The organism is Bradyrhizobium sp. SZCCHNR1043 (genome assembly GCF_032489675.1).
Taxonomy (GTDB): Bacteria; Pseudomonadota; Alphaproteobacteria; order Rhizobiales; family Xanthobacteraceae; genus Bradyrhizobium.
The window spans coordinates 15,712-39,499 of sequence record NZ_JAUEYN010000025.1 but is presented as its reverse complement, the minus strand read 5'-3'; the positions used below and the strand labels follow the sequence as shown (position 1 = coordinate 39,499).

The window sequence follows — 23,788 nt, the reverse complement described above, 5'->3', positions numbered from 1 at the left end:
AGCACGACGGCCGATACCTGAGATCAGGAAGCGGGTGGGCGCAAGGAGGCGGCGTGGTGATGATGGCCACATCATCACATCAGGTTCCTCTTCATGCCTCCTTCTCCCGCCCTGCCCGCCGGCTTCCACCGCCTCGCCTGGTCGAACCTCACCGCGCAATCGGCCGAGCAGATCGCGCTCGCCGCAGCACCGATCGTCGCGGTGCTCGCCCTCGGCGTTGGCGAGGGCGCGACCGGCCTGCTGCAGACGGCGCTGACCGCGCCCTTCGTGCTATTCGCGATCCCTGCGGGGCTGCTCGCCGACCGGATGTCGCGACGGTTGCTGATGGCCCTGGCAGAGACGCTTCGCGCGCTCGCGCTGCTCGCGATCCTCATCGCCTTCGCGTCCGGCGCGCTCACGCTGCCGCTGCTGGCGGCGCTCGGATTCGCGGCGGTGTGCGGCACGGTCGTGTTCAGCGTCGCAGCGCCTGCCCTGGTGCCGAGCCTCGTCGCCCCGGCCCAGTTGGCGTCCGCGAATGCGCGCATCGAGCTTGCCCGCACCATCGCCTTTGCCACCGGGCCCGCGCTGGGCGGCGTGCTGGTCGGCTGGATCGGCGGCGCTCCGGCCTTCGGCTGTGCCGCGGCGCTCTCGCTGATCGCAGCCATGTGCCTGGCCGGCATCGCCGAGCCCGCCCGCGCGCCGGTGCCGCGCCGCCATCCGCTCGCCGACATCCGCGAAGGCGCCGCCTTCGTGCTGCATCATCCGCTGCTGCGGCCGGTGTTCGTCACCCAGTTCATCTTCAACACCGCGCATTTCCTGCTGCTCGCGGTGTTCGTGCCCTATGCGGTGCATCGGCTCGGCCTGTCGGCGGGAGGCGTCGGCACTGTGCTGTCGATGTTCGGCGTCGGCATGGTGTGCGGCGCGCTGCTGGCGACGCGCATCATGCGGCGGCTGCCGTTCGGCACCGTCATCGGGCTCGGCCCCGTCACCGGCTTCGCCGCGGCGCTCATCATGGCACTGACCACGTTCGTCCCCTCGCCCTACCTTGCCGCCCTCAGCTTCTTCCTGCTCGGCGCCGGGCCGATCCTCTGGGTGATCTCGACCACGACGCTGCGGCAGTCGGTGACTCCGGCGGGCCTGCTCGGGCGGGTGTCGGCCATCAACATCCTGAGCTACGGCGCCCGTCCGCTGGGCTCACTGCTCGGCGCGGTCGTCGGCGGCCGTTACGGCGCCGACATGTGTCTCTACCTCGTCGCCGCCATCTTCGGCCTGCAGGCGCTCGTCATCCTCGCCTCGCCGGTCGTCGCGATCGCGCGCCAGCCGGAGCCGCAGCCCGCCTAGCGATAGACCAGGATCGGCACGGTCGAATGCGTCAGCACCTTCAAGGTCTCGCTGCCCAGGATCGCCGAGACGCCGCGCAGCCCATGCGAGGCCATCAGCACCAGATCGCAATGCTGCTTGCGCGCGGTCTCGACGATCGCCTCATAGGGCTTGTCGTGCTCGACGCAGAGCGTGGCGCAGGCGACGCCGGCCTGCTCCGCGTCGTCCTTCACGTGATCGAGATATTTTGCGGTCTGATCGGCCACCAGCGACTTGTATTGCGCAAGCGCCTTGGTCGCAGCGTGGGGATCGACGACCAGCGAATGCAGCGGCGTCGACACCACCAGCGCCGTGACCCTGGCTCCGGTCGCCTTAGCGAGCGCGATACCGTGCTTGATTGCGGCCTTGGAAAGGTCGGACCCATCGGTCGGCAGCAGAATATGTTTGTACATGAGCTTTCACCTCGCGGCAGAGGATGCTGGGCAGACTCGCTTCTGCTGGGCATTGACGTGGGTCAAGGGTGCGACATCTCGTCCGCCAGGTAGTTCTCGTAGGCCCGCGTGGCTGAGGCGCTGCCGGCAAGTTCCGGATCGAGCGTGAAGAGATCCTGCGCGCGGCCGATGCCGCGCAGCGCGTAGCGCCCGGTCGACACCAGATAGCGGCGACCTTCGTCGTCGAGCCCCTCGCAGAACTCGGAGGATGCCAACAGTTCGCGATCGACCGAGCGGCACATCGAGGCGATGCGGCTGACCTCGTTGACGGCCGGTCCCACGACGGTGAAGTCGAGCCGGTCCTCGCTGCCGATATTGCCGTAGAACACCTCGCCGACATGCAGGCCGACATAGGCCGAGGTGACGGGCCGTCCCTCGCCGGCGCGCCGCGCGTTCAGCTTCATGATGTTCAGCCGAAAGCGATGCTCGGCGCGCAGCGCAGCGTGACGGGCCGAGGCCATGTCGCCGCCGGTGAAGATCGCCAGCACGCCGTCGCCGATCAGCTTCAGCACGTCGCCGCCCGACTCGTAGATCGCGTCGATCGATGCCTCCGCATAGTCGTTGAGCAGCGGGATGATCTCGTCCGGCGAGATGCTCTCGCTGATCGCGGTCGAACTGCGCAGGTCGGAGAACCACAGCACCGCATTGATGCGCTCGGTGACACCGCGGGAGATCCGGCCGCGCAGCACCTGCTCCGAAGCATCGCGGCCGAGATAGACGCGGCCAAGGGTTCGCACGATATCGACCTGCTGCGCGGATTTGATCGTCAGCGCGAGCAGCGGGACCAGGTCGCGCAATGCGCCGATCTGCGTGTCGGTGAAGCCGCCGTCACGTCGCGTCAGCCAGTTGGAATAGAAGCAGTCCATCTGGCCGAGCGTGCCGGCTTCCCCGAACCGGTGCACGAAGGCGAGATAGTGCCGATGCCCCTGTGCGGAAAGCTCCTCGATGACCGGAAAATCGAGATGCGCACAATTCGTGAAGTCGATGCTGAACTCGTCATGGCCGTTCTCCAGCATGTGGTGGAAGACCGAGCGCCGCCAATTCTGTGCCGCCTCTCCCTCATTGCTGGAGCCATATTCAAAGCTGTCGGCTTCGTTCGTGTCGAAATCGTTCCAGCGGAAGCCACGCCCCTCGAAAATCGGATGCAGCGTATCGATGATCGCAAGGCTGCGCGACAATTCAAGCCCGGCCACGCGGCAGCGCTCGCAGAAGCCGCGCAGGATCTCGTTTTCCGGCATGCCGGTCAGGCTCTGAGCCACGAGCCAGTTCGCCACTTCGAGACGGGTCGCCGTGTCCATGGTTTCAGCTCACCAACGCGTCACGATCCGGAAAGCTTCAGGCAGGCCGGCTCACCACCTCGCCGTCCTCCTTGGTGAAGGAGGAGACGGGATGATCGAGCAGGTCGAGCACAAGTTCGGACGGGCGGCAGAGCCGCGCGCCCTTGCTGGTCACCACGATCGGCCGGTTGATCAGGATCGGATGCGCGAGCATCGCCTCGATCAGCTGGTCGTCGGTCCATTTGGGATCGCTCAGCCCAAGCTCGGCATAGGGCGTGCCCTTTTCACGCAGCACGTCGCGCACCTTGACGCCCATCGCGTTGATCAGCGCAATCAGCTGCTCGCGGCTCGGCGGGCTTTTCAGATATTCGATCACCTCAGGCTCCTCACCCGAGGCGCGGATCATCGCGAGCGTGTTGCGCGACGTGCCGCAGGCCGGATTGTGAAAGATCGTCACGGGCATGGGCTGTCCAGTCGTTGCGTTCCAAAGGCACATTCCCGTGCCATGCGTCTCACCCCACGCATCGTGTCCCTGATGGTGCGGCCGCGATGCGGGAAATGGACACTGTTATCACGGCGCCGCCGCCGGCAGGAATGGGAACTCCGCCGGTCGAGGGAAATCGCCGGCGCGCTGTGCAGACTGGCTGGCGGGAGCTGACCCATCGCGGCTTACACCACGTCGGCAGGAGCGAGCTTGCAGGCGCAGCCATCGGCCTCGATCTGCAGGGTCGGATGCTGGATGTTGAAGCGATGTGACAGCTCGGCGCAGACGCGATGCAGGAATGCATCATCCGTTCCGCCTGCCCGTACCAGATGCGCCGTCAGCGCGGTCTCGTTGGTGCTCATCGCCCATATGTGGAGGTCGTGCACCTCGCTGACGCCGTCGAGGGAGGCGAGATATTCGCGCACCTCCGGAAGCGCGATGTCGCGCGGCACAGCGTCGAGCGCCAGATTGACGCTGTCGCGGGCGAGATCCCAGCCACTCAGGAGCACGACGAGCGCGATGACCAGGCTGACCACCGGATCGATCCACAGCCACCCCGTCCAGATCGTGACCAGCGCCGCGACGACCACGCCGAACGACACGGCGGCATCGGCGGCCATGTGCAGGTAGGCGCCGCGAATGTTGAGGTCGGTGTCGCGGCCGCGCATGAACATCATCGCGGTGGCGCCGTTGATGGCGATGCCGAGCGCGGCGACCCACAGCACGGTGGTGCCGGCCACCTCGCCCGGATTGCGCAGGCGATCGAACGCCTCGACGGCGATGCCGCCGACCACCACCAGCAGCAGCCCCGCATTGATCAGCGCCGCCAGAATCGAGGCGCGGCGATAGCCGTAGGTATGGCGGTCGGTCGGCCGCCGGCCCGCCAGCCATAGGGCGCCCCAGGCCAGCAGCAGCGACATCACGTCGGACAGATTGTGGACGGCGTCCGAGATCAGTGCCAGCGAATGCGCGGCATAGCCGAACACAAGCTCGGCGATGACGAAGGCCGTGTTGAGCGACACGCCGATCGCAAAGGCCGCACCAAAGCTCACCGGCGCATGGCTGTGGCCGGCATGGCCGTGGGCATGTGAGGGGCCATGATCATGGGAATGGTCATGGCCGTGATGATGAGAATGCGAGTGCGCCATCCAACGTGCCCCCGGGCGATCGCGCGCCTCGCGATCGCCCGCTGCCTGATATAGACGGCCGCTCGACGGATACTATTACGTCGCTACTCGATCGGCCGGTTGAACTTGTTCGACTTCGGCAGCCCCTGCGCGATGCGTCCGGCATCGGCGCGGTTGCCGCGGTAGTCGGCGAGCTCCTTCCAGCTCAGCCCCTGGTCGCGGCCGGCGGAATCCTTCCAGGCCAGTCCCTGCTTCTGCTCGAAGGTGGTGACGTCGGAGAGCTGCGCGCTGGTGTATTTCTGGAGCCGGACGCCGCGGCCGCGCGCCATCTCCGGCACCTGGTCGAGCCCAAACACCACCATCTTGTGGTTGGTGCCGATGACCGCGACCTGATCGCCCGCGACCGTCGTGATCGCGCGCGCTTCCGCCGGCGCGGTCACGTTGAGCACCTGCTTGCCCTTGCGGGTGTTGCTGACACAATCCTCCTCCTTGACCACGAAGCCCTGACCGTCCGAGGCGGCAATGAGGAACTTGCGCTCCCCCTTGTTGACGAACATCGACACGATCGAAGCGTCCTGGTCGAGATCGATGAACATGCGGATCGGCTCGCCGTGGCCGCGCCCGCCGGGCAGCTTGCCGACGTCCAGCGAGTAGAACTTGCCGTTGCTGGCGAACAGCAGCACCTTGGAGGTGTTCTCGGCGAAGAACGCCTGGCCGAGCTGGTCGTCGGTCTTGAACTGCAGGTTCGACAGGTCGGCGACGTGGCCCTTCAAGGTGCGCACCCAGCCCTTGTCGGAGACGACGACGGTGACCGGCTCGCGCTCGATGAAGGCTTCTTCAATAGCGGCGAGATCGTGCTCAGGCGCGTCGGCGAAATTGGTGCGGCGCTTGCCGAGCGGCGTCTTCGGCCCGAACATGTCGCGGACCGTCTTGACCTGCTCGCCGACCTTGGCCCATTGCAGCTCCTCGGATCCGAGCAGCGCATTGATGCCCTTCAGCTCGCCGCGCAGATTCTTGTCCTCGGTGCGGATCTCCATTTCCTCGAGCTTGCGCAAGCTACGCAGGCGCATGTTGAGGATGGCCTCGGCCTGCACCTCGGTGAGCTTGAACGTCTTCATCAGCACCGGCTTGGGCTCGTCCTCGGTGCGGATGATCCTGATCACCTCGTCGATGTTGAGGTAGGCGATCAAATAGCCACCGAGAATCTCCAGCCGGTTCTCGATCTGCTTCTTGCGGTAGTTCGAGCGCCGCAGCAGCACGTCGCGCAGATGGTCGAGCCATTCGCGCAGGCACTCGGCCAGGCCCACCACCTTGGGGATGCGGCCTTTGATCAGCACGTTGAGGTTCAGCGGAATCTTGCTCTCGAGATCGGTGAGCCGGAACAGCGATTCCATCATCAGCGCCGGATCGACGTTCTTCGACTTCGGCTCGATCACGAGCCGCACGTCCTCGGCCGACTCGTCACGGACGTCGCCGACCAGCGGCAGCTTCTTCTCGTTGAGCAGCTCTGCGATCTTCTCGACCAGCCGTGACTTCTGCACGAGATAGGGAATCTCGGTGATGACGACGATCCAGGTGCCGCGGTTGCCCTCCTCCTGCTTCCACTTGGCGCGGACACGGAACGAGCCGCGGCCGGTGGTGTAGGCCTCGATGATCGACTCCTTGGAATCGATCACGGTGCCGCCGGTCGGGAAGTCCGGCCCCTTCACCCAGCGCAGCAGCGCGCGCGACTTGGCGTCAGGCTTCTCGATCAGATGCAGCGCGGCGTCGCAGAGCTCCGCGGCATTGTGCGGCGGAATCGAAGTTGCCATGCCCACCGCGATACCCTGGGCGCCGTTGGCCAGCAGGTTCGGGAAGCCGCCGGGCAGTACGACCGGCTCCTTCGACTGGCCGTCATAGTTCGGCCGGAACTCGACGCCGTCCTCGTCGATGCCTTCCAGCAGCAGCCGCGCGACATCGGTCATGCGCGCTTCGGTGTAGCGGTAGGCTGCCGGATTATCGCCGTCGATGTTGCCGAAATTGCCCTGGCCGTCGACCAGCGGATAGCGCGAGGAAAAATCCTGCGCGAGGCGCACCATCGCGTCGTAGATCGCCTGGTCGCCATGCGGATGGAACGAGCCCATCACGTCGCCGACGATCTTGGCGGATTTCTTGAACGCCGTGCCCGGGTCGAGCCGCAGCAGCCGCATGCCGTAGAGGATGCGCCGGTGCACGGGCTTGAGGCCGTCGCGCGCGTCCGGCAGTGCGCGGTGCATGATGGTCGAGAGCGCGTAGGCGAGATAGCGCTCTTCCAGCGCATCCCGGAGCGTCACCTCGTGAATCTCGGCTGGTTCCGGCGGAATCAGTGATTTTCCCATTCGCGTTGAGCTTTCAGTGGGTTAGCCCTTGAGCCTGAGCTAGCGTGAACGATTTGGGAACAGGCTTTATGCGATGATGCGCTGGGGCGCAATGTCGGCCCTGCCCGGTTCCCCGAGGAAAAAGCCGGGACTTCGGCCGCGGAACCGCAACCCGGCCCGAAAATCATGCAGTTCACGTGACGCCGACGCATGTCGCAACGCTCACGGATTGAGCAGCCGACCCGCGTCCCGTTGAGGTGCAACGATGTCGCACACGAGTCTGTGTAGCTGAGATCGTCACCCGCCGTCGCTAAGGTGACGGCGCTCATCCTCGCCGACGCAACGGCCCTGCGAGGAGAGCCATCGCGCCGCGCCTTGAACGCGGCAGATCCCATCCAGTGAGAAAGGCAGATGCTCCATGAGCTCAGGATTCGTGACGACATCGGACGGCACGCAGATCTTCTACAAGGATTGGGGCTCGGGCCAGCCCATCGTCTTCCACCACGGCTGGCCGCTGTCGTCCGACGATTGGGACGCGCAGATGCTGTTCTTCCTCGACAAGGGTTTTCGCGTCATCGCGCACGACCGGCGTGGTCACGGCCGCTCCAGCCAGACGGAGACCGGCAATGAAATGGACACCTACGCCGCCGATGTCGCTGCGCTTGCCGCGAAGCTCGACCTGCGAGACGCGATCCATGTCGGCCACTCCACCGGCGGCGGCGAGGTCGCGCGCTACGTCGCCAAGCACGGCAAGGGCCGCGTCGCCAAGGCCGCGTTGCTCGGAGCGGTACCACCGATCATGCTGAAGACGGCGAGCAATCCCGGCGGACTGCCGATCGAGGTGTTCGACGGCTTCCGCACGGCGCTCGCCGCCAACCGCGCGCAATTCTTCCTCGATATTCCGACCGGCCCGTTCTACGGCTTCAACCGCGACGGCGCCAAGGTCTCCGAAGGCGTGATCCGCAACTGGTGGCGCCAGGGCATGATGGGCGGCACCAAGGCCCATTACGATTGCATCAAGGCCTTCTCGGAGACCGACTTCACCGAGGACCTGAAGGCGATCGACGTGCCGGTGCTGCTGATGCACGGCGAGGACGACCAGATCGTCCCGATCGACGATTCCGCGCGCATCGGCATCAAGCTGTTGAAGCACGGGACCTTGAAGACCTATCCGGGATTTCCGCATGGCATGGCGACCACGCATGCCGACGTGATCAATGCCGACCTGCTGGCCTTCATCAAGGGGTAGCTCGATCATTGCACTTCGCCGAATGCGCATTCCGATGCCGATGAAGCGATAGATCTCAAATCTTGCTCGTCATGGCCGGGCTTGTCCCGGCCATCCACGCAGCACTGCACACGCCGAACGACGTGGATGCCCGGGACAAGCCCGGGCACGACGAGTTCGGGGCTACCATTGATCCACTATCTCAATTTCCGCGTTGGAGACGTCGTCCTGCCTTCTCGCGACGCGCTCCGCGCCCGAGCTATCAGGATCGATCACCCTCATCTAACAGAGGGCGCAGGGAAGGCCGGACCTCGACTGAGGCCCGTGGCCCGCCTGCGAAAAAAAATGCAGGCGGCAGGTACCACAGGTCAGCCGGACGACCCGGCCCTCCCTGTGCGATGGGCTTACGAGTTATACGCAGTCTCCCCGGTGTCCGGCTTGTGAGCCACCGTCGCCCCTGGGATCATCACCCACGGACTTGGCGCCAGCATCGGGGCGCCAGGACGCTGCGATTTCCTCGTCCTGCCGGACACGTTCGTCCGCGCGCACATGCACGCTGCGATCCGACAGGCCACCGCTCCCCGCTTCCTACGTCTCGTGACGATCGCGATGCGCCCCTCATGTGGAGGCGGGATGCCGGGAAACATCGTCCTGATTTGCCCGACGACACAAGGCGCGCCCCCTGCGGCAGATTGGCTCGACGGGCAATTGGCGCATGGGAGATCGCGCAATTCTGCATATCAGAAGCGGGACCACGCAGCTCAGCGCAACCGCGGGAACCGATAGCGCCCAAGGCGCGTTCTCTCCGCATCAACGTAATGCGTATGCGATATCAACCGAAGCACGACCTGCTGGCGGGCATCTTTGCATGAAGAATTTTTCCGATGCGTCCTTTTCGCCTGATGTCATCGCGCTGATGACCGAAGCCCTCAACGCGTCGGTCGCCGCGCTGCCTGAGCCGGTGAGTTCGACGAACGTGAACCTGCTTGCGGAAGCCGTGCTGCGTGCCGCCAAGGCCGGCGAGCGCGACGTCACCGCGATGCAGCGGCTCGCGCTGCTCGAACTGCAGATCATGCCGCGCATGTAGAGCGGATCACAGGCTTTCCTACAGTCGTAAAGCATCCCCAACGCGCTCACTTCGGGACCTCTTGGTTCGAGATGCGCCGCACGCGGCGCTCCTCACCATGAGGACGTCGGATCGCGCCTGACGCGCCGCCGGCCTCCATCTTCTATCCCCCGGCCGCTGCGCCACGTCCCACCCGTTCGCAATTGACAAATTTATTCGTCAATGTCTAATTCCCATCACCGCCGACAGAGCGGAGCAAAACGGGGAGGATCTTCATGCGACGGCAGCTGCTCGCCTGCGCGTTCCTGGCAACGACATCATTCATCGCGACAGGCGCTTCAGCCCAGGTTTCTGACGACGTGGTGCGGATCGGCGTACTCACCGATCTCTCGAGCTGGGGACGCGACAACAGCGGGCCGGGCTCGGTCGAGGCGGCCAAGATGGCGGTCGAGGAGTTCGGCCCCAATGTGCTCGGCAAGCCGATCGAGATCATCAGCGCCGATCACCAGATGAAGACCGACGTCGGAACGACGGTCGTGCGCGACTGGTTCGACAACGGCAAGGTCGACGCCGTCGTCGACATCCCCAACTCCGGCATCGCGATTGCCGTGCACAACATGGTGCGCGAGCGCAACAAGATCGCGCTGCTGTCCGGTCCCGGCGCGAGCTCGCTGACCGACGAGCTGTGCAGCCCGAACACCGTGCATTTCACCTATGATACGTATGCGCTGTCCAAGGTGACGACTTCGGCCGTGATCGGCCAGGGCGGCAAATCCTGGTACTTCATCACCGCGGACTATGCCTTCGGCCAGCAGTTGGAGAAGGACGCCACACGCTTCATCAAGGAGCTCGGCGGCACCATCCTCGGCGGCGTCAAGCATCCGACCAACACCGCCGACTTCTCCTCCTTCGCGCTGCAGGCGCAGAGCTCCAAGGCCGACGTCGTCGCCTTCGCCAATGCCGGCCAGGATACCGACAACGCGATCAAGCAGTCCGGCGAGTTTGGCCTGGTGAAGGGCGGCCAGAAGCTGGTGGGCCTCCTGATGTTCGACACCGACGTGCATGCGATCGGGCTCGAGGCCGCGCAGGGCACCTACATGACCACGGCGTCCTATTGGGCGATGGACGAGGCCACCCGCGCCTGGTCGAAGAAGTTCTACGCTCGCGCCAAGGTGATGCCGACCATGATCCAGACCGGCGTCTACGGCTCGGTGCTGCACTATCTCAAGGCGATCAAGGCGGCCGGCACCGATGATCCCAAGGCTGTCATGGCGAAGATGCGCGAGCTGCCGATCGAGGACACCTTCGTTCACGGCGGCAAGTTGCGCGAGGATGGCCGGGTCATCCGCGACATGTACCTCGCCCGCGTCAAGAAGCCGTCGGAGTCGAAGGAGCCGTGGGACTATCTGGAGATCGTCAAGACCGTGAAGGGCGAGGATGCGTTCCGGCCGGTCTCCGAGTCCAAGTGCCCGTTGCTGAAGAAGTAGGAGCGCGCGCATGAGCGGAGCCGATACCAAGGACGGCGACAGCTATGATTGCGACGTGCTGGTGGTCGGCTCCGGCGCGGCCGGGCTGTCAGCGGCGGTTACCGCCGCCCATGCCGGGCTGAAGGTCCTCGTCACCGAAAAGGAGCCGCGGTTCGGCGGCACCACCGCGCGCTCCGGCGGCTGGCTGTGGATCCCCGGGACCTCGCTGGCGAAGGCGTGGGGCATCGACGAGCCGCCCGAGCTGGCGCGCAGCTATCTGCGTCATGAAGCCGGCAACAGTTTCGATGCGGCGCGGGTCGATGCGTTCCTGAGCAAGGGCCCGGAGGCGGTCGACTTCTTCATCGGCAAGACGGCACTCAAGTTCGACATGCCGCTGACCTTCCCTGACTATCACGCGGAGGCGCCGGGCGGCACGCAGGGCGGCCGCTCGATGGTGACGCGGCCGTTCGACGGCCGCGAGCTGGGCGATCACATCAACGATCTCGGCCAGCCGCTGCCCGAGCTCACCGTGTTCGGCATGATGCTCGGCTCCGGCAAGGAGATCATCCATTTCATGCGCGCGACCAAGTCGCTGGCGTCCGCGTTCTATGTCGCCAAGCGGCTGTCGAAACATGCGCTGGACGTGCTGCGCCATGGCCGCGGCATGACGCTCACCAACGGCAACGCGCTGGCAGGGCGGCTGGCGAAATCCGCGTTCGATCTCGGCATTCCCCTGTGGCTGTCGTCGCCTGTGGCGGAGCTGATCCGCGACGGCGATGCCGTGCGCGGCGCCGTGGTGACGCGACAGGGCAAGCGCATCAGGGTCAATGCGCGGCTCGGCGTGGTGCTTGCCTGCGGCGGCTTCCCGCATGACGTCGAACGACGCAAGGCGATGTTTCCGCATGCGCCGACCGGCCAGGAGCATGTGTCGCCCGGCCCTGTCGGCAACACCGGCGACGGCCTGCGGCTGGCGGAAGCGGTCGGCGGCCGGGTCGAGGACGGCCTGCCGCATGCGGCGGCCTGGGTGCCGGTCTCCGTCACCACGCGCAAGGACGGCAGCAAGGGCGTGATGCCGCACTTCATCGACCGTGCCAAGCCCGGCGTGATCGCAGTGACCGCGGACGGCGTGCGCTTCGCCAATGAAGGCAATTCCTACCACGACTTCGTGCAGGCGATGGTCAAGGCGGCCAAGCCCGGCCGCGAGATCGCTGCCTGGCTGATCACCGATCACCGCTCATTGCGCCGCTACGGCCTCGGCTGCGTACCACCGTTCCCGATGCCGCTCGGGCATCATCTCAGCACCGGCTATCTCAAGCGCGGCGCGACGCTCGCCGAGCTCGCGCGCGTAGCCGGCATCGACGCGATGGCGCTGGAAGCAACCGTCGCCGCCTTCAACGCCGATGCGGCGCTGGGCCAGGATCCGACCTTCGGCAAGGGCTCGCGCGCCTACAATCGCTACCAGGGCGATGCGCTGCACGGGCCGAACCCGTGCGTGGCGCCGATCAAGGACGGGCCGTTCTACGCGATCAAGATGGTGATCGGCGATCTCGGCACCTATGCCGGCATCCGCACCGACGAGCATGCCCGCGCGCTCGATGCGCAGGGCCAGCCGATCGAGGGGCTGTATGCCGCCGGCAACGACATGGCGAGCATCATGGGCGGCAACTATCCCGGCGCCGGCATCACGCTGGGCCCGGCGCTGACCTTCGGCTACATTGCCGGCCGGCATCTCGCCGAACGCGCCAGGCAAAGGAGCCCCGCATGAGCGACAGTCAGATGTTGGCCGGCAAGCTCGCGCTGGTGACGGGCGCGGCGCACGGCAATGGCCGCGCGATCGCGCTGGGGCTCGCCGGCCGCGGCGCCGACGTGATCATCACCGACATCGACTTGGAGGGCGCCGAGCGCTGCGCCGCCGAGATCCGCGATCACGGCCGCAAGGCGTGGGCACATCGGCTCGACGTCACCGACGCCGCGGGCTGCACCGCATTGGCGGCGCAGTTGCGCACCGAGGTCGGCGCCATCTCCATCCTCGTCAACAACGCCGGCATCATCATTCGCGAGGGCATCGACTCAGCCCGCGCGCCACAGAACTGGCAGCGCGTGCTCGACGTCAATCTCAACGGCGTGTTCAACGTCACCTACGCGTTTCTCGCCGCGTTGCGCGCGACGCGCGGCACGATCGTCAACATCGCCTCCGTCGCCTCCTTCATCGGCATCAGCAACACGCTCGGCTACTCGCCCTCCAAGGGCGGCGTGAAGTCGCTGACCCAGGCGCTGGCGCGCGAGCTCGCCGCCGACGGCATCCGCGTCAACGCGATCGCGCCCGGCGTGATCGCCACCGCGATGACGGAGTCGACCCGCAACGATCCCGAGCGGCTCGCCGGCTTCATGAGCCGCACGCCGCTCGGCCGCGTCGGCCAGCCCGAGGAGCTCGCGGGCCCGGTGGCGTTCCTGGTCTCGGACATGGCGTCCTACGTCAACGGCGTGACCTTGCCGGTCGACGGCGGCTTCCTGGCGGTGTAGGCACGGCGCCGGACCAGGGGGCACAACGAGACATGGGACGAGAGAGCCGCGGCATCCAGTCGATCGAGGTCGGCGGCACCCTGCTGCAGGCACTGGCGCGCAGCGGCGAGCCGATGATGCTGCGCGACCTCGCGCGCGAGGCCGGGCTGCCGCCCGCCAAGGCGCATCCCTATCTCGTCAGCTTCTCGCGCATCGGTTTGATCGAGCAGGACGAAACCACCGGACGCTACGAGATCGGCCCGCTCGCGCTCGAGCTCGGCCTGATCAGCCTGCGGCGGCTGTCGGCGGTACGGATCGCAACGCCGAAGATCGCCGCGCTCGCCGGGGCCATCGATCACGCGGTGTCGCTCGCCGTGTGGGGCACCAACGGCCCGACCGTGGTGCGGCTGGAGGAGCCGAGCCATCCGGTGCACATCGTGATGCGCGTCGGCTCGATCATGGCGCTGCTGGAGACGGCAACCGGCCGGGCCTTCGCGGCGTTCCTGCCGCCGAAGACCGTGAAAGCGGCGCTGGACGCCGGCCTCGACCATCTCGGCGTCGGCTACAATCCGAAGCGCTCACCAAAGAGTCCGAAGGTCGCCGAGATACTGGCCGAGGTGCGCGCGCAGGGGCTCGCGCGCGCCGTCGGCGATCCGCTGCCCGGCGTCAACGCCTTCGCCGCGCCGGTGTTCGATCACGCCGGCCACGTCGCACTGGTCATCACGGCGATGGGCCCGGCCGGCACCTTCGACGCCGGCTGGCAGTCACCGCTGGCGACGCGGCTGCGTGCCTGCGCGGCCGAGATCTCCAAGCAGCTCGGCCACGGCATCGCGCAGCCGTGACGCTCAGGCCGCGACCGAGCGCTTCTCCGGCCACGGCTCGGCCCACGCCGGCAGCCGCATCAGGCCATCGAGCCAGCGCACGATGTTCGGAAACGCCTCCATCGGCATCTCGGCCTCGCGCCAGTCGGTCGCCATCGACGCCGCCGCGAAATCGGCGATGGTGAGCCGGTCGCAGGCGATGTGGCTGCGCGCCCGCAGATGCGCATCGAGCACGGCGGCGAAGGTCTTCAGGTTGGCGACCTTGCCGGCCAGCGCGGCACGGTCAGGCACACCGAGGCCGAACGTCTTGCGGACGATGTGCTCGAAATAGAACGGTCCGACCGCCGGCGCCCAGTGGCAGTCGTTCCATGCCAGCCAGCGCAGCACCTCGATCTGCTCCTGCGGATCGCGCGCCGGCCACATGTCGCAGCTCTCGCGAATGCAGAGGTGCGCCATGATGGCGGTCGACTCCCACAGCACGGTGTCGCCATCGACCAGCACCGGCGCCTTCATGTTGGGGTTGAGCGCGGCGAACTCCGGCGTCTTCAGGCCGCGGCTGATATCGATGAACTCGGCGGGAACGCCGAGGTGCTTCACCAGCGCGAGCACGCGGCGCGGCGCCTGGGCCTTGATCCAGTAGATCTTCATGACGGGTCTCCATCTCCTGTGCCTTGAAGACGAACGTAGCAGCACCGGATCGACAGCGACGGAGCAAAAATTCAGCGACGGTTCCGTCGACTCGTACGGTTCCCGTAGCGTCACATTGCGCGCACCGCCGCCCGTGCGGTGAGAATGCAACCCGGCAGGAACGTACCCTCCAGCGATCGCTTGCCGGACGCGCCGCCGCCGCCGAAGCCGGCCGCTTCGCCGACCGCATAGAGGCCGCCGATCGGCGCACCCGTGGTGTCGAGCACCCGGCTCTGCAGATCGGTCTTGAGGCCGCCGAGGCTCTTGCGGGTGATGAGTTGCATGTGAATGGCGATGTAAGGCCCGGCGCCCGGCGCCTGCAGCGGCGCAGGCTTGCAGGTGCGGAGCTTGTCGGGCCCCCATTGCCGCGCGTGCAGGATGCGGCGCAACTGGTCGTCGTTGTGGAGCTTGTCGCCATTCCCAAAGTTCGCGTCGAAGGCGTCGGCGGTGGCCTGCAGCACCTCCGGCTTCACGTCGCCGGTGCCGGTCAGCGCATTCATCTTGGCGGCGAGACCGGCCAGCGTCTCGTCGACCAGGAAATGCCGGCTCTCGCGCTGCATCTGCCTGACCAGGCGATGATTGCCGAACAGGGTCTCCTTGAGGAACATCGGCATCTGCCGGTCGCGGATGCGCGGATTGTGCTCGGCCCCGGAGATGGCGAACTCCTTGGCGGCGATGCGCCAGTTCAACAGATGCCACGTATACGGCTTCTCCTGCGCCGCGACGCGCTGGCACAGATCATGGGTGTCGAAGCCGGTCACCAGCGGCTCGGGCCCGATGCGCTCGCCCCTGTGATTGAGCCACAGTGCCGATTTGCACGGCACCAGCGACAGGCCATGGCCGTCGAAATGCGGAAACGGATGCGGGATGCCGGCGGCGTAGTTCCACATCTCGCCGGCATGCGTGATCTCGGCGCCGAGCGCCTCGGCCGCGTGGTGATGCAATTTGCCATCAGAGAACGGATGCGCGCCATTGAGCATCGCCTGCGGCAGCGGCCGGCTCTTCAGCCAATTGGCGCGGGCCTCCGCATGGCTGCCATTGAGGCCGCCCATCGCCAGCACTGTCAGCGGCGCGGCGATGCGGATTTCGGCGCCCGTCTCCTCGTTGACGGCAACCACGCCCGATACGGCGCCGGCAGCGCGATCGAGGCTGACGACGCGGTGACGGTGCAGCACCGTCAGCCGGCCGCCGCTATCGGCCGCACGCATCGCTTCGATCATCACGCGCGTGAGCCGCTGCGAGGTGCCCCAGACGATGTGATAGCGCGGCAGCGCATTGCCGTCGCCGTGCCGGCCGCGCTCGACCCAGTTCACCGCCGGCATGAACGTCACGCCGTGCGCCAGCAGCCAGTCGTAAACGTCGCTGCGCGAATGCGCGACGTAGTAGCGGGCCCATTGCAGCGGCCAGTGCTCGACGGCATCGAGCTCGCCAAACCTGATCCAGTCGCGCAACGCGATCTCGGGCGTATCCGGGATCTTCATGCGCGCCTGCAACGGCGTCCCGACCAGCGCCATGCCCCCGAACGCCCACAACGCCAGCCCGCCGAACCGCTCGGGCGTGTCCCGGTCCACGATGGTCACCGACTTGCCGGCGCGCAGTGCCTCCAGCGCGGTGACGATGCCGGCGAGACCGCCGCCGGCGATGACGACATCGGATTGCAGCGTCGCGCTCATGTCACGGCGCGATCTTGCGCTTGAGCATCCGCGCCACCGGCAGCGGGACGCGGTCGAGCGATCCCAAGAGGTGCGGCAAAAGCTTCAGCTTGAGGCCGGTCAGCGCCGGCGGCACCATGGCCTCGATCAGATGCGGCCCCGGCCGCGCCAGCGCTCCCTGCAACGCGCTGGTGAATTCGTCCGGCGTGCCGACGCGGGTCGCGCGTACGCCCATGCCGTCGGCGATCTGCGCGAGCTTGAGGACCGGTCCGTGAAGGTCGAGCTGCGCCCGCGCCTTCGGTCCGATCTCCTCGGCGCCGACCCGCTCCAGCTCGACGTTGAGCACCGAGTAGGATGCATTGTTGAAGATCACGGCGGTGACGTTGAGCCGCTCGCGCGCGATCGTCCACAGCGACTGGATCGTATACATCGAGCTGCCGTCGCCGATCAGCGCGATCACCGGCCGGTCCGGACAGGCGATCGCCGCCCCGATCGCATTCGGCAGCCCCTGCCCGATGGCGCCGCCGGTCAGGGTGATCAGATCGTGGCGCGGAGCGCCCGCGGTGAATTTCGACAGCATCAGGCCGGAGCTGATCGCCTCGTCGATGATGATGGCGTTCTCGGGCAGGAGATGACCCACGGCCTTGCAGACCTTTTCCGCGGTGAGCTTCTTGCCGCGCGGACGTCCGGGCCGCGAGGCCGGTGACAACGCCGGCGTGGCGCGCGCTGCCTCCAGGGCGGCGGCCAGCCTGGTCAGGCTGCACGCGGCGTGCTGTGCCGGCGTCGACAAGGTCAGCACCTTGCAGCCGTCATGCGGCAGATAGCTCTTCTTGCCGGGATAGGCGAAGAACGACACCGGCGCCTTGGCGTCGACCAGGATCAGCGTGTCGATCTCCTTGAGCTGGATCTGCGCCATCTCGGCGAGATAGGCGATCCGCTCGACGGCCGGCAGGCCCGCTCCACGCTGCATGCGTGTCGGAAAGGTTTCGGCGTAGACCTTCACACCGCAGGCCGCGGCGATGCGCGCGGCCGCCAGCAGGGATTCCTCGTGCAGCGCCGTACCACCGAGCAGAAGCGCGCTGCGGCCGCCCGACTTGATCGCCTCGGCGACGGCCTGCACAGCGGAATCGTCGGCGGGCGCCGGCGGCTCGATCACCGGCGCCGGCTCGGCGACGCCTCCCTCACCCCAGGACACGTCGGCCGGCAGGATCAGCGTCGCGACCTGCCCGGGCCAGGAGCATGCCGCCTTCACGGCCGCCACCGCGTCACGGCACAGCTCCGACGTCACCTGCGAGGTCCAGACGAATTCCGGCGAGACGTTGCGTGCGACGGTCTCGATGTCGGACTGGAGCTGCGCGTCATACGGGACATGATAGGTGGCGTGGTCGCCGACGATGTTGACGACGGGCACCTTGCCCTTGCGCGCATTGTGCAGATTGGCGAGGCCGTTGCCGAGACCGCAACCGAGATGCAGCAGCGTTGCCGCGGGCGTGCCGGTCATCCGGGCGTAGCCGTCCGCCGCACCGGTCGCCACCCCTTCGAACAGGCACAGCACGGCGCGCATCTCCGGCGCGGAGTCCAGCGCGGCGACGAAATGCATCTCGGAGGTGCCGGGATTGGTGAAGCAGACCCGGATGCCGGAATTGACCAGGGTCCGTATCAGAGCTTGTGCGCCGTTGGGCATGAGAAAAGCCTGTTGCGGGGAAACTGCCGCAGCTCGGGGCGACTTGGCCGGCCCCGCCATGGCATTTCCCCTGTTTATATTTGCGCCATTTTGGAATTGACGGTCTCAGAAATCCAATGAATTGTTATGGCTTGATCAATGATTTCGGTGCATCGATGTACACCCCCACCCTGCGCCAGCTGCAGCAGTTAGTCTACCTCGCGGAAGAGCGGCATTTCGCCCGGGCGGCCCAGCGCGCCCACGTCACGCAGTCGGCGCTGAGCCGCAGCTTGCAGACCCTGGAGGACGCCGTCGGGATGCGGCTGTTCGACCGCAGCTCGCGCTCGGTGGAGATCACACCGGTCGGCGAGCGACTGGTGGCGCGGGCCCGCTCGCTCCTGTCGAGCGCAGACGACCTTGGCCGCGAGATGCGCCTGCTGCGCTCGGGAGATGCCGGCGAGGTGACGGTGGGCGTCGGCGCGTTCACCGGGCTGACGCTTCTGCCGGATGCCATGGCGCGGCTGTATTCGGAGCACCCGTCCGTGCGCATCATCGTGGTACAGGACAATTGGCGCGCCCTGATGGAGGTGCTGCAGCAAGGAAAGCTCGATTTCTTCCTCGCGCACATCACCGACATCCGCGCCGACGACAGCCTCGACATCGAGCCGCTCGGCGGCCTTCCAGGACACTTTTACTGTCGGGCGACTCATCCGTTGGCGCGCCGACGGGAGCTTTCGGCACGCGAGCTCGCCGGCCAGCACTTCGCTTCCGTTGCGCTGCCACCGGAATTCAGCAGGCGCCTGGAAGCGCTCATCGCTGCGCCGGAGGGCCGCGGCTTCGACGTCGCGCTCGAATCCGAGAACGCGAGCCTGCTGATTCAAATGGCCATTCGCTCCGACATCGTGCTCGTCGCCGGCGATGCCGTGCTCACCCATGAGCTCGCCTCCGGCCAGTTGGTCAGGCTCAACGTGGCCGAACTGAAAGAGCCGCGCGCGTCGGACCTGCTGATGGCGCAGTTCGGCATCCTGCGGCTGAAGGGACGGACCCTATCGCCCGCAGCGATGATGCTGATGGACCTGGTGCGCGCGCAAGCTGCGCGAACGCTGACCGGACCACGCCGGCCGCCAGCTCCCCGCGCCGCACGTGACACGCATCGGTCTCGACCCGTCCCACGCAAGAAGCCGAGCACAACCGGACGTAGCCAATCGCGTCATCCCACCAGGGGCAAAGCCTGACTCGGTCGCCGGCCTTGCGCAATCATCTGCTGGCCGCGCTGCGGGACAGCTCCTGCAGAAGCCGCATCGCCTGCTCTCCCTGCGCTTCCGGGACGAACAGGTGATCATGATGAAAGGCCGAGACAGCGTTGACGCTGATGCCCGCCCCTGCGAGGCAGGTTGTGACCGCGGCGAGGAAGCCGACCGCATCGAGCGCTGATAGCACCGACAGCGTGATCAGGCGCGCGACGAACTGATACGGCAGCCCGACCTGCTCGGCGTCCTCGCGCCGGACGATCAGCGTGATCCCTTCGCGCTCTCGAAACAGCATCAAGGGCGTCAGCTCGGCCGGGATGTCGTGATGCGTATCGACAGTGCAGAACACGAAGACATCGTCCTGCAGCTCCGGAGCCATCGTGCGCAGCAGCGTATCGAGGTTGGGTTCGCCCGCCATGGATCCTCGTCAGTTCGCCGCGAGGCGCTCGCGACCATGCGGCACGGTGAAATCCTGCAGCGGCCCGACCGGGACGATGCCGGTCGGGTTGATGGTGCGATGGCTCTCGTAGTAGTGCCGCTTGATGTGCTCAAAATTCACTGTCGCGGCAATCCCCGGCCATTGGTAAAAATCGCGCGTGTAGGCTGAAAGATGCTGATAGTCGGCGATGCGGCGGATGTTGCACTTGAAGTGGCCGACATAGACGGCATCGAAGCGGATCAGGGTCGTGAACAGCCGGATGTCGGCCTCGGTCATGGTGTCGCCGAGCAGGAAGCGGCGGGTCGACAGCCGCTCCTCCAGCCAGTCGAGCGTGGCGAACAGCGGCCCGATCGCCTCCTCATAGGCTCCCTGCGTGGTCGCGAAGCCGCATTTGTAGACGCCGTTGTTCAGCGTGTCGTAGACGCGCACATTGATGGCGTCGATCTCATCGCGCTGGGCTTGCGGATAATAGTCACCTTGCCTGGCGCCGACGCCGTCGAACGCCGAGTTCAGCATGCGGATGATCTCGGATGACTCGTTGTTGACGATGGTGCGGTTTTGCTTGTCCCAGAGCACGGGCACGGTGACGCGGCCGGAATAATGCGATTCCGCGGCGGTGTAGACCTGATGCAGAAGGCCGGCGTGATTGACGCTGTCGGCCACGACGCCCGGCCCCTCGGCAAACGTCCAGCCCTGCTCGCGCATCAGCCAGTGCACGACCGATACCGAAATCATGTCATCGAGCCCCTTCAGCGCGCGCATGATCAGGGTGCGGTGAGCCCACGGGCAGGCCAGGCTGACATAAAGATGGTAGCGGCCCGCTTCGGCCTCGAAGCCGCCGGTGCCGGACGGGCCCGGACGGCCGTCAGCCGTGACGAAGCTACGGAACGCCGAATCCTTGCGGATGAAACGGCCCCCGGACGCCGCCGTGTCGTACCAGACGTCGTGCCATTGGCCGTCGACCAGGACTCCCATGACGCTCTCCTCCCACAGCGTGGCCTGGGCGGAGGGCCGCAATGTGCCGCCCTTTTGCCTTGGCCCCTCGCATGACAGGAGTACACATCACTCCGCCGCTGCGCCAGCGGAGAGCCCGCGCTTCAAGGCACGGCTCCGCCGAAACACGCGGTCACGACTGGAACGGGATGGTGCGGCCCGGCTGCGCCGCCTGTTCCCGCGTATAGGAGACGCCGTGCACCTTCACGCCCGCGGCATTCAACAGGGTGATGATTCCGCCGCGGTTCGACAGCGCGACCGGCGCGACGATGGGCACCACCAAGGTGGCGCCGCGCGCGATCGTGCCGCTCAGTTGCATGGCGTTCTTCTGCCTGTCCTTGATCTGCCAGCCGGTGAGATCGACGTCGACATCGGCAGTGTTCAGCAGCGTGACCGTCTCCTGCTCCGGCGTGCGCACGTCGTTGACATAGGCCGCGATGATCCGCACCAGCCCATCGGGCACGTCGAGCGGCGGAATGTGGTCACGGTCGGGAGGCGTATGCGGCGCGTTCGGGTGATCGGGATCGGGCGGAAGGATGACCCCTCCGCTGGCATCGTCCGAATGCCAGGCCTGGGTCTGGAACTTCAGGAAGACGGCGACCCATTGCTGCTGGTCGGGAAACTCGAAGAGCAGTCCGCCATCCTGCCAGGGACCGTTGTCCTTGGCGTATTTGCCGGGCGGATTGCCCTGGTTGAAATGGATGTCGTGGATGCCGCGGCCTGGCTTGAAGCCGAAATAGCGGTCGGCCTTGTCCTCCGGTCCCCATGCGACGCCGAAGGCGTAGATGAGAGCCGTCTCGTCCGACATGGCGCGCTGAACGTAGGCGTCGATCTTCTCGTTGAGATCGTTGTCGGGGCCCGCGGCCGACAGCGGCAGCGGCTTCAGCTCCCATGGCTGCATCAGATTGCCCCGGATGAAATCGAGCGCCACGCCGCCGGGCTTGCTCTCCAGCGGATGCAGCCCTTCCGAAAACGCCTTCAGGCCATCGACGATCGGATGTTCGAAGCGCGAGCGGACCAGGAATTCGACCTCGCTGCCATCCTGGGAGCGGACATTGATGGCGATGCGATAGAGCTCACCATCGGCGGAGACCTGCACCTGATAGTGCGGACTGCTTCCCGTCGCCAGACGATTGTTGATGGGCCGACCCTTGAGAAGCGAATAGTCGTTCAATGGCATGGTCGTCTCCAACTCTGTCCGTAACGACATCTAGGACGAGAACAGCAATCGATCGCGTTCGGCCTGCGACCCCTCGACATAGAAGCGCTCGAACCAGGCCGGCTTGCCGGACAATGCGGTCGGCTTGCGCAGCGTGATCGCGGCAGGCGCGGATGCAGCGCGCTGCCGCTCGGACTTGCCGTGGAACGCGTCGCGCATCCGGTTGCGAAACTGCAGGTGATCGAACACGCGGGTGGCCTCGATCGCATAGGAGGTGGCGATCTTTCGGTCCTCGATCATGATGAGATGGTCGCCGTTGCCCTTCTCGCCGCTCGGCGAGAAGTTGCTCGATCCGGTGAACACTTTCGCGGTCGGCAGGCTGAAATCGGTCACCAGGAACTTGTGATGGATGTTACGGCCCTTGCCGCCGGACCATTCGCTGCGGAACGGCTCCGGCGCCTTGCTCGCGAGATAGGCGAAATCGACGAGACCGATCGAGCCGTCGGGCTTGCGCAGCTCCAGGGCGCCGCGCTTGTCGACGGTACCGTAGCTGAAGATCGGCCGCTCCATCACGCGGTCGAACGCCTCCTTGGTCGGACCGTCACCGAGCTGGCTCAGAAATGCGACCGAGTAGAACACGGACGAGGTGGCCTGATCGATCGCGGCCCGGATCGGATTGAGCGAGAGATCAGTGGCCTGATGCGGTGAGAAGCAGAGCTGTACGGTCGGCTTTCCCTCGGTGTGGACGGCGTGCCACTTCTTGGAAAAATCATTCGTCCGGAAGGCCGAGGGGTCCTCGAAGGCGATGTCGAACATCTCGCCGAACAGCCCGGCGACATCAGGCGAATGAAAAACCAGCATGTTGTTGGCCTGAATATAGAGGCCGCGGAAGGTGAAATTGGTCGAGCCGCACAGCACCTTCTCGGGCTTGCCGTTGCGGCGCGTGATCAGGACCTTGTTGTGCTGGAGATTGCTGAAATGCGTGCGCAGCACGGCAGCACCCGCCTGCTTGAAGCGCTTGGCGCTGCGCGATTCCGCGCTGCCGGGCAGCTTGTGGCTGTTATCCTTGGCGTTGGAGTCGTCGATGATCGCGCGCAGCCGCGGGCCGAACTGCTCCAGCAGGCCGATCACGTCGGGCTCATTGAGGTCATAGGCCATCACGTCGAGCGTGAGCCCGGGATCCGCCAGGGCCTCTTTCAAGAAGCCGAACAGGAGGTCGTAGGCCTCGAACCCCAGCCACTCGTAGACGCTGTCGCCGGCCTCGTTGGCGAGGTCGAGCTTCTCGAAGCTCGGCCCGTCGCGGCTCTCGACGGGGATGATCTCGGCATTGTTGCCGAACTGATCGCGATAGGCCTGAGACGAGGCGAAGTTGCGGGTGAAACCGATGTCGATGAGGCCATCATAGGTCACGGCGCTCTGCGTGATGTCGAGCGAGAGGCTGGTCCCTGCCACGAGCGTGCCGTCATTGCGCATGTGCTGCTTGGCGACGCGATACGTATAGACTCCGTCCTTGGGCCGGTAAGGAAAATGGATCCAGCGGAATTTCTGGAACGGCGCCTCGGTCGACGGGAAATTCCGGTTGCCGTCGACCTCCGCGCCGGCCCCGGCCGGATAGGAAAACGCGATCCTGTTGCGCAACTGGGAAAAATCCCGCGCGCCCGGCGACTTCACCTCGATCGAGAATCCGACCAGATCGGGTTCGGGCTCGGCGACGTCGAAGCCGATCATCGTCATGCGCTCTCCACGCCACAGCTTGGACGTGAACCCGTTGCTGGATTTGCTGTTCTCGAAATCGCTCATGATCGAAATGCCCCACGGTGATGAAAAAAGGCGCGCACGAAACGCATC

20 protein-coding genes are annotated in these 23,788 nt (G+C 66.2%); 8 read left to right on the top strand and 12 right to left on the bottom strand.

Annotated features, from left to right (window positions below; translation table 11 throughout):
• The first annotated feature begins 93 nt into the window (after positions 1-93).
• On the top strand, positions 94-1,320 hold the full coding sequence (locus QX039_RS32110; protein ID WP_315773137.1) for an MFS transporter: 1,227 nt from the start codon (positions 94-96) through the stop codon (positions 1,318-1,320).
• Here QX039_RS32110 and QX039_RS32105 read toward each other — a convergent pair.
• The 5 genes from QX039_RS32105 to parC form a co-directional block, all read right to left on the bottom strand.
• Positions 1,317-1,751 carry a universal stress protein gene (locus QX039_RS32105; RefSeq protein WP_315740234.1) on the bottom strand — a complete coding sequence of 145 codons (435 nt, stop codon included), beginning with the start codon at positions 1,749-1,751 and terminating at the stop codon, positions 1,317-1,319. The genes QX039_RS32110 and QX039_RS32105 overlap by 4 nt on opposite strands.
• Before the next feature lie 62 nt (positions 1,752-1,813).
• Positions 1,814-3,088, bottom strand: a complete 1,275-nt coding sequence (locus tag QX039_RS32100; RefSeq protein ID WP_315740235.1) for an adenylate/guanylate cyclase domain-containing protein — start codon at positions 3,086-3,088, stop codon at positions 1,814-1,816.
• A gap of 37 nt (positions 3,089-3,125) precedes the next feature.
• On the bottom strand, positions 3,126-3,530 hold the full coding sequence (gene arsC, locus QX039_RS32095; protein ID WP_315773135.1) for an arsenate reductase (glutaredoxin): 405 nt from the start codon (positions 3,528-3,530) through the stop codon (positions 3,126-3,128).
• Positions 3,531-3,736: 206 nt separating this feature from the next.
• Positions 3,737-4,699, bottom strand: coding sequence for a cation diffusion facilitator family transporter (locus tag QX039_RS32090; RefSeq protein ID WP_315740237.1), 963 nt, complete (start codon positions 4,697-4,699; stop codon positions 3,737-3,739).
• 83 nt (positions 4,700-4,782) lie between these two features.
• The gene (gene parC / locus QX039_RS32085; protein WP_315740238.1) at positions 4,783-7,035 is read right to left on the bottom strand and encodes a DNA topoisomerase IV subunit A; all 2,253 of its coding nucleotides are present in this window, start codon (positions 7,033-7,035) and stop codon (positions 4,783-4,785) included.
• Positions 7,036-7,432: 397 nt separating this feature from the next.
• Here parC and QX039_RS32080 point away from each other — a divergent pair, with 397 nt between their 5' ends.
• The 6 genes from QX039_RS32080 (at position 7,433) to QX039_RS32055 (ending at position 14,118) form a co-directional block, all read left to right on the top strand.
• Positions 7,433-8,263: an alpha/beta hydrolase gene (locus tag QX039_RS32080; RefSeq protein ID WP_315740239.1), complete on the top strand. Its 831-nt coding sequence runs from the start codon at positions 7,433-7,435 to the stop codon at positions 8,261-8,263.
• Positions 8,264-8,957: 694 nt separating this feature from the next.
• Positions 8,958-9,329 (top strand): hypothetical protein, encoded by a 372-nt coding sequence (locus QX039_RS33135; RefSeq protein WP_409998904.1) that lies wholly within the window; start codon positions 8,958-8,960, stop codon positions 9,327-9,329.
• 254 nt (positions 9,330-9,583) lie between these two features.
• Positions 9,584-10,795, top strand: coding sequence for an ABC transporter substrate-binding protein (locus QX039_RS32070; RefSeq protein ID WP_315740240.1), 1,212 nt, complete (start codon positions 9,584-9,586; stop codon positions 10,793-10,795).
• Between the two features lie 10 nt (positions 10,796-10,805).
• Positions 10,806-12,539 carry an FAD-dependent oxidoreductase gene (locus QX039_RS32065; protein WP_315740241.1) on the top strand — a complete coding sequence of 578 codons (1,734 nt, stop codon included), beginning with the start codon at positions 10,806-10,808 and terminating at the stop codon, positions 12,537-12,539.
• Positions 12,536-13,297 (top strand): glucose 1-dehydrogenase, encoded by a 762-nt coding sequence (locus QX039_RS32060; RefSeq protein ID WP_315740242.1) that lies wholly within the window; start codon positions 12,536-12,538, stop codon positions 13,295-13,297. Before QX039_RS32065 ends, QX039_RS32060 begins: the two co-directional genes overlap by 4 nt.
• A 32-nt stretch (positions 13,298-13,329) precedes the next feature.
• On the top strand, positions 13,330-14,118 hold the full coding sequence (locus tag QX039_RS32055) for an IclR family transcriptional regulator (protein WP_315740243.1): 789 nt from the start codon (positions 13,330-13,332) through the stop codon (positions 14,116-14,118).
• Positions 14,119-14,121: 3 nt separating this feature from the next.
• Here the strand turns inward: QX039_RS32055 and QX039_RS32050 are convergent, their stop codons facing one another.
• The 3 genes from QX039_RS32050 to QX039_RS32040 form a co-directional block, all read right to left on the bottom strand.
• Entirely contained in the window at positions 14,122-14,745 is a 624-nt protein-coding gene (locus QX039_RS32050) for a glutathione S-transferase family protein (protein ID WP_315740244.1), read from the bottom strand.
• A 110-nt stretch (positions 14,746-14,855) separates the two neighbouring features.
• A complete protein-coding gene (locus QX039_RS32045; protein WP_315740245.1) occupies positions 14,856-16,457 on the bottom strand; it encodes an FAD-binding protein in 1,602 nt (533 codons plus the stop codon).
• Between the two features lies 1 nt (position 16,458).
• Positions 16,459-18,120, bottom strand: coding sequence for an acetolactate synthase large subunit (locus tag QX039_RS32040; RefSeq protein ID WP_315740246.1), 1,662 nt, complete (start codon positions 18,118-18,120; stop codon positions 16,459-16,461).
• A 155-nt stretch (positions 18,121-18,275) separates the two neighbouring features.
• Here QX039_RS32040 and QX039_RS32035 point away from each other — a divergent pair, with 155 nt between their 5' ends.
• Positions 18,276-19,334 carry a LysR family transcriptional regulator gene (locus QX039_RS32035; protein WP_315740358.1) on the top strand — a complete coding sequence of 353 codons (1,059 nt, stop codon included), beginning with the start codon at positions 18,276-18,278 and terminating at the stop codon, positions 19,332-19,334.
• A 22-nt stretch (positions 19,335-19,356) separates the two neighbouring features.
• On the opposite strand, the gene QX039_RS32030 is transcribed toward QX039_RS32035, so the two are convergent.
• The 4 genes from QX039_RS32030 to QX039_RS32015 all read right to left on the bottom strand — a co-directional run bounded on the left by QX039_RS32030 (position 19,357) and on the right by QX039_RS32015 (position 23,740).
• The gene (locus tag QX039_RS32030) at positions 19,357-19,767 is read right to left on the bottom strand and encodes an ACT domain-containing protein (RefSeq protein WP_315740247.1); all 411 of its coding nucleotides are present in this window, start codon (positions 19,765-19,767) and stop codon (positions 19,357-19,359) included.
• Between the two features lie 9 nt (positions 19,768-19,776).
• The gene (locus QX039_RS32025; RefSeq protein WP_315740248.1) at positions 19,777-20,763 is read right to left on the bottom strand and encodes a glutathione S-transferase family protein; all 987 of its coding nucleotides are present in this window, start codon (positions 20,761-20,763) and stop codon (positions 19,777-19,779) included.
• Between the two features lie 151 nt (positions 20,764-20,914).
• A complete protein-coding gene (locus QX039_RS32020; protein ID WP_315740249.1) occupies positions 20,915-21,961 on the bottom strand; it encodes a DUF2278 family protein in 1,047 nt (348 codons plus the stop codon).
• 30 nt (positions 21,962-21,991) lie between these two features.
• The gene (locus QX039_RS32015) at positions 21,992-23,740 is read right to left on the bottom strand and encodes a phospholipase D-like domain-containing protein (protein ID WP_315740250.1); all 1,749 of its coding nucleotides are present in this window, start codon (positions 23,738-23,740) and stop codon (positions 21,992-21,994) included.
• Between the last annotated feature and the right edge of the window lie 48 nt (positions 23,741-23,788).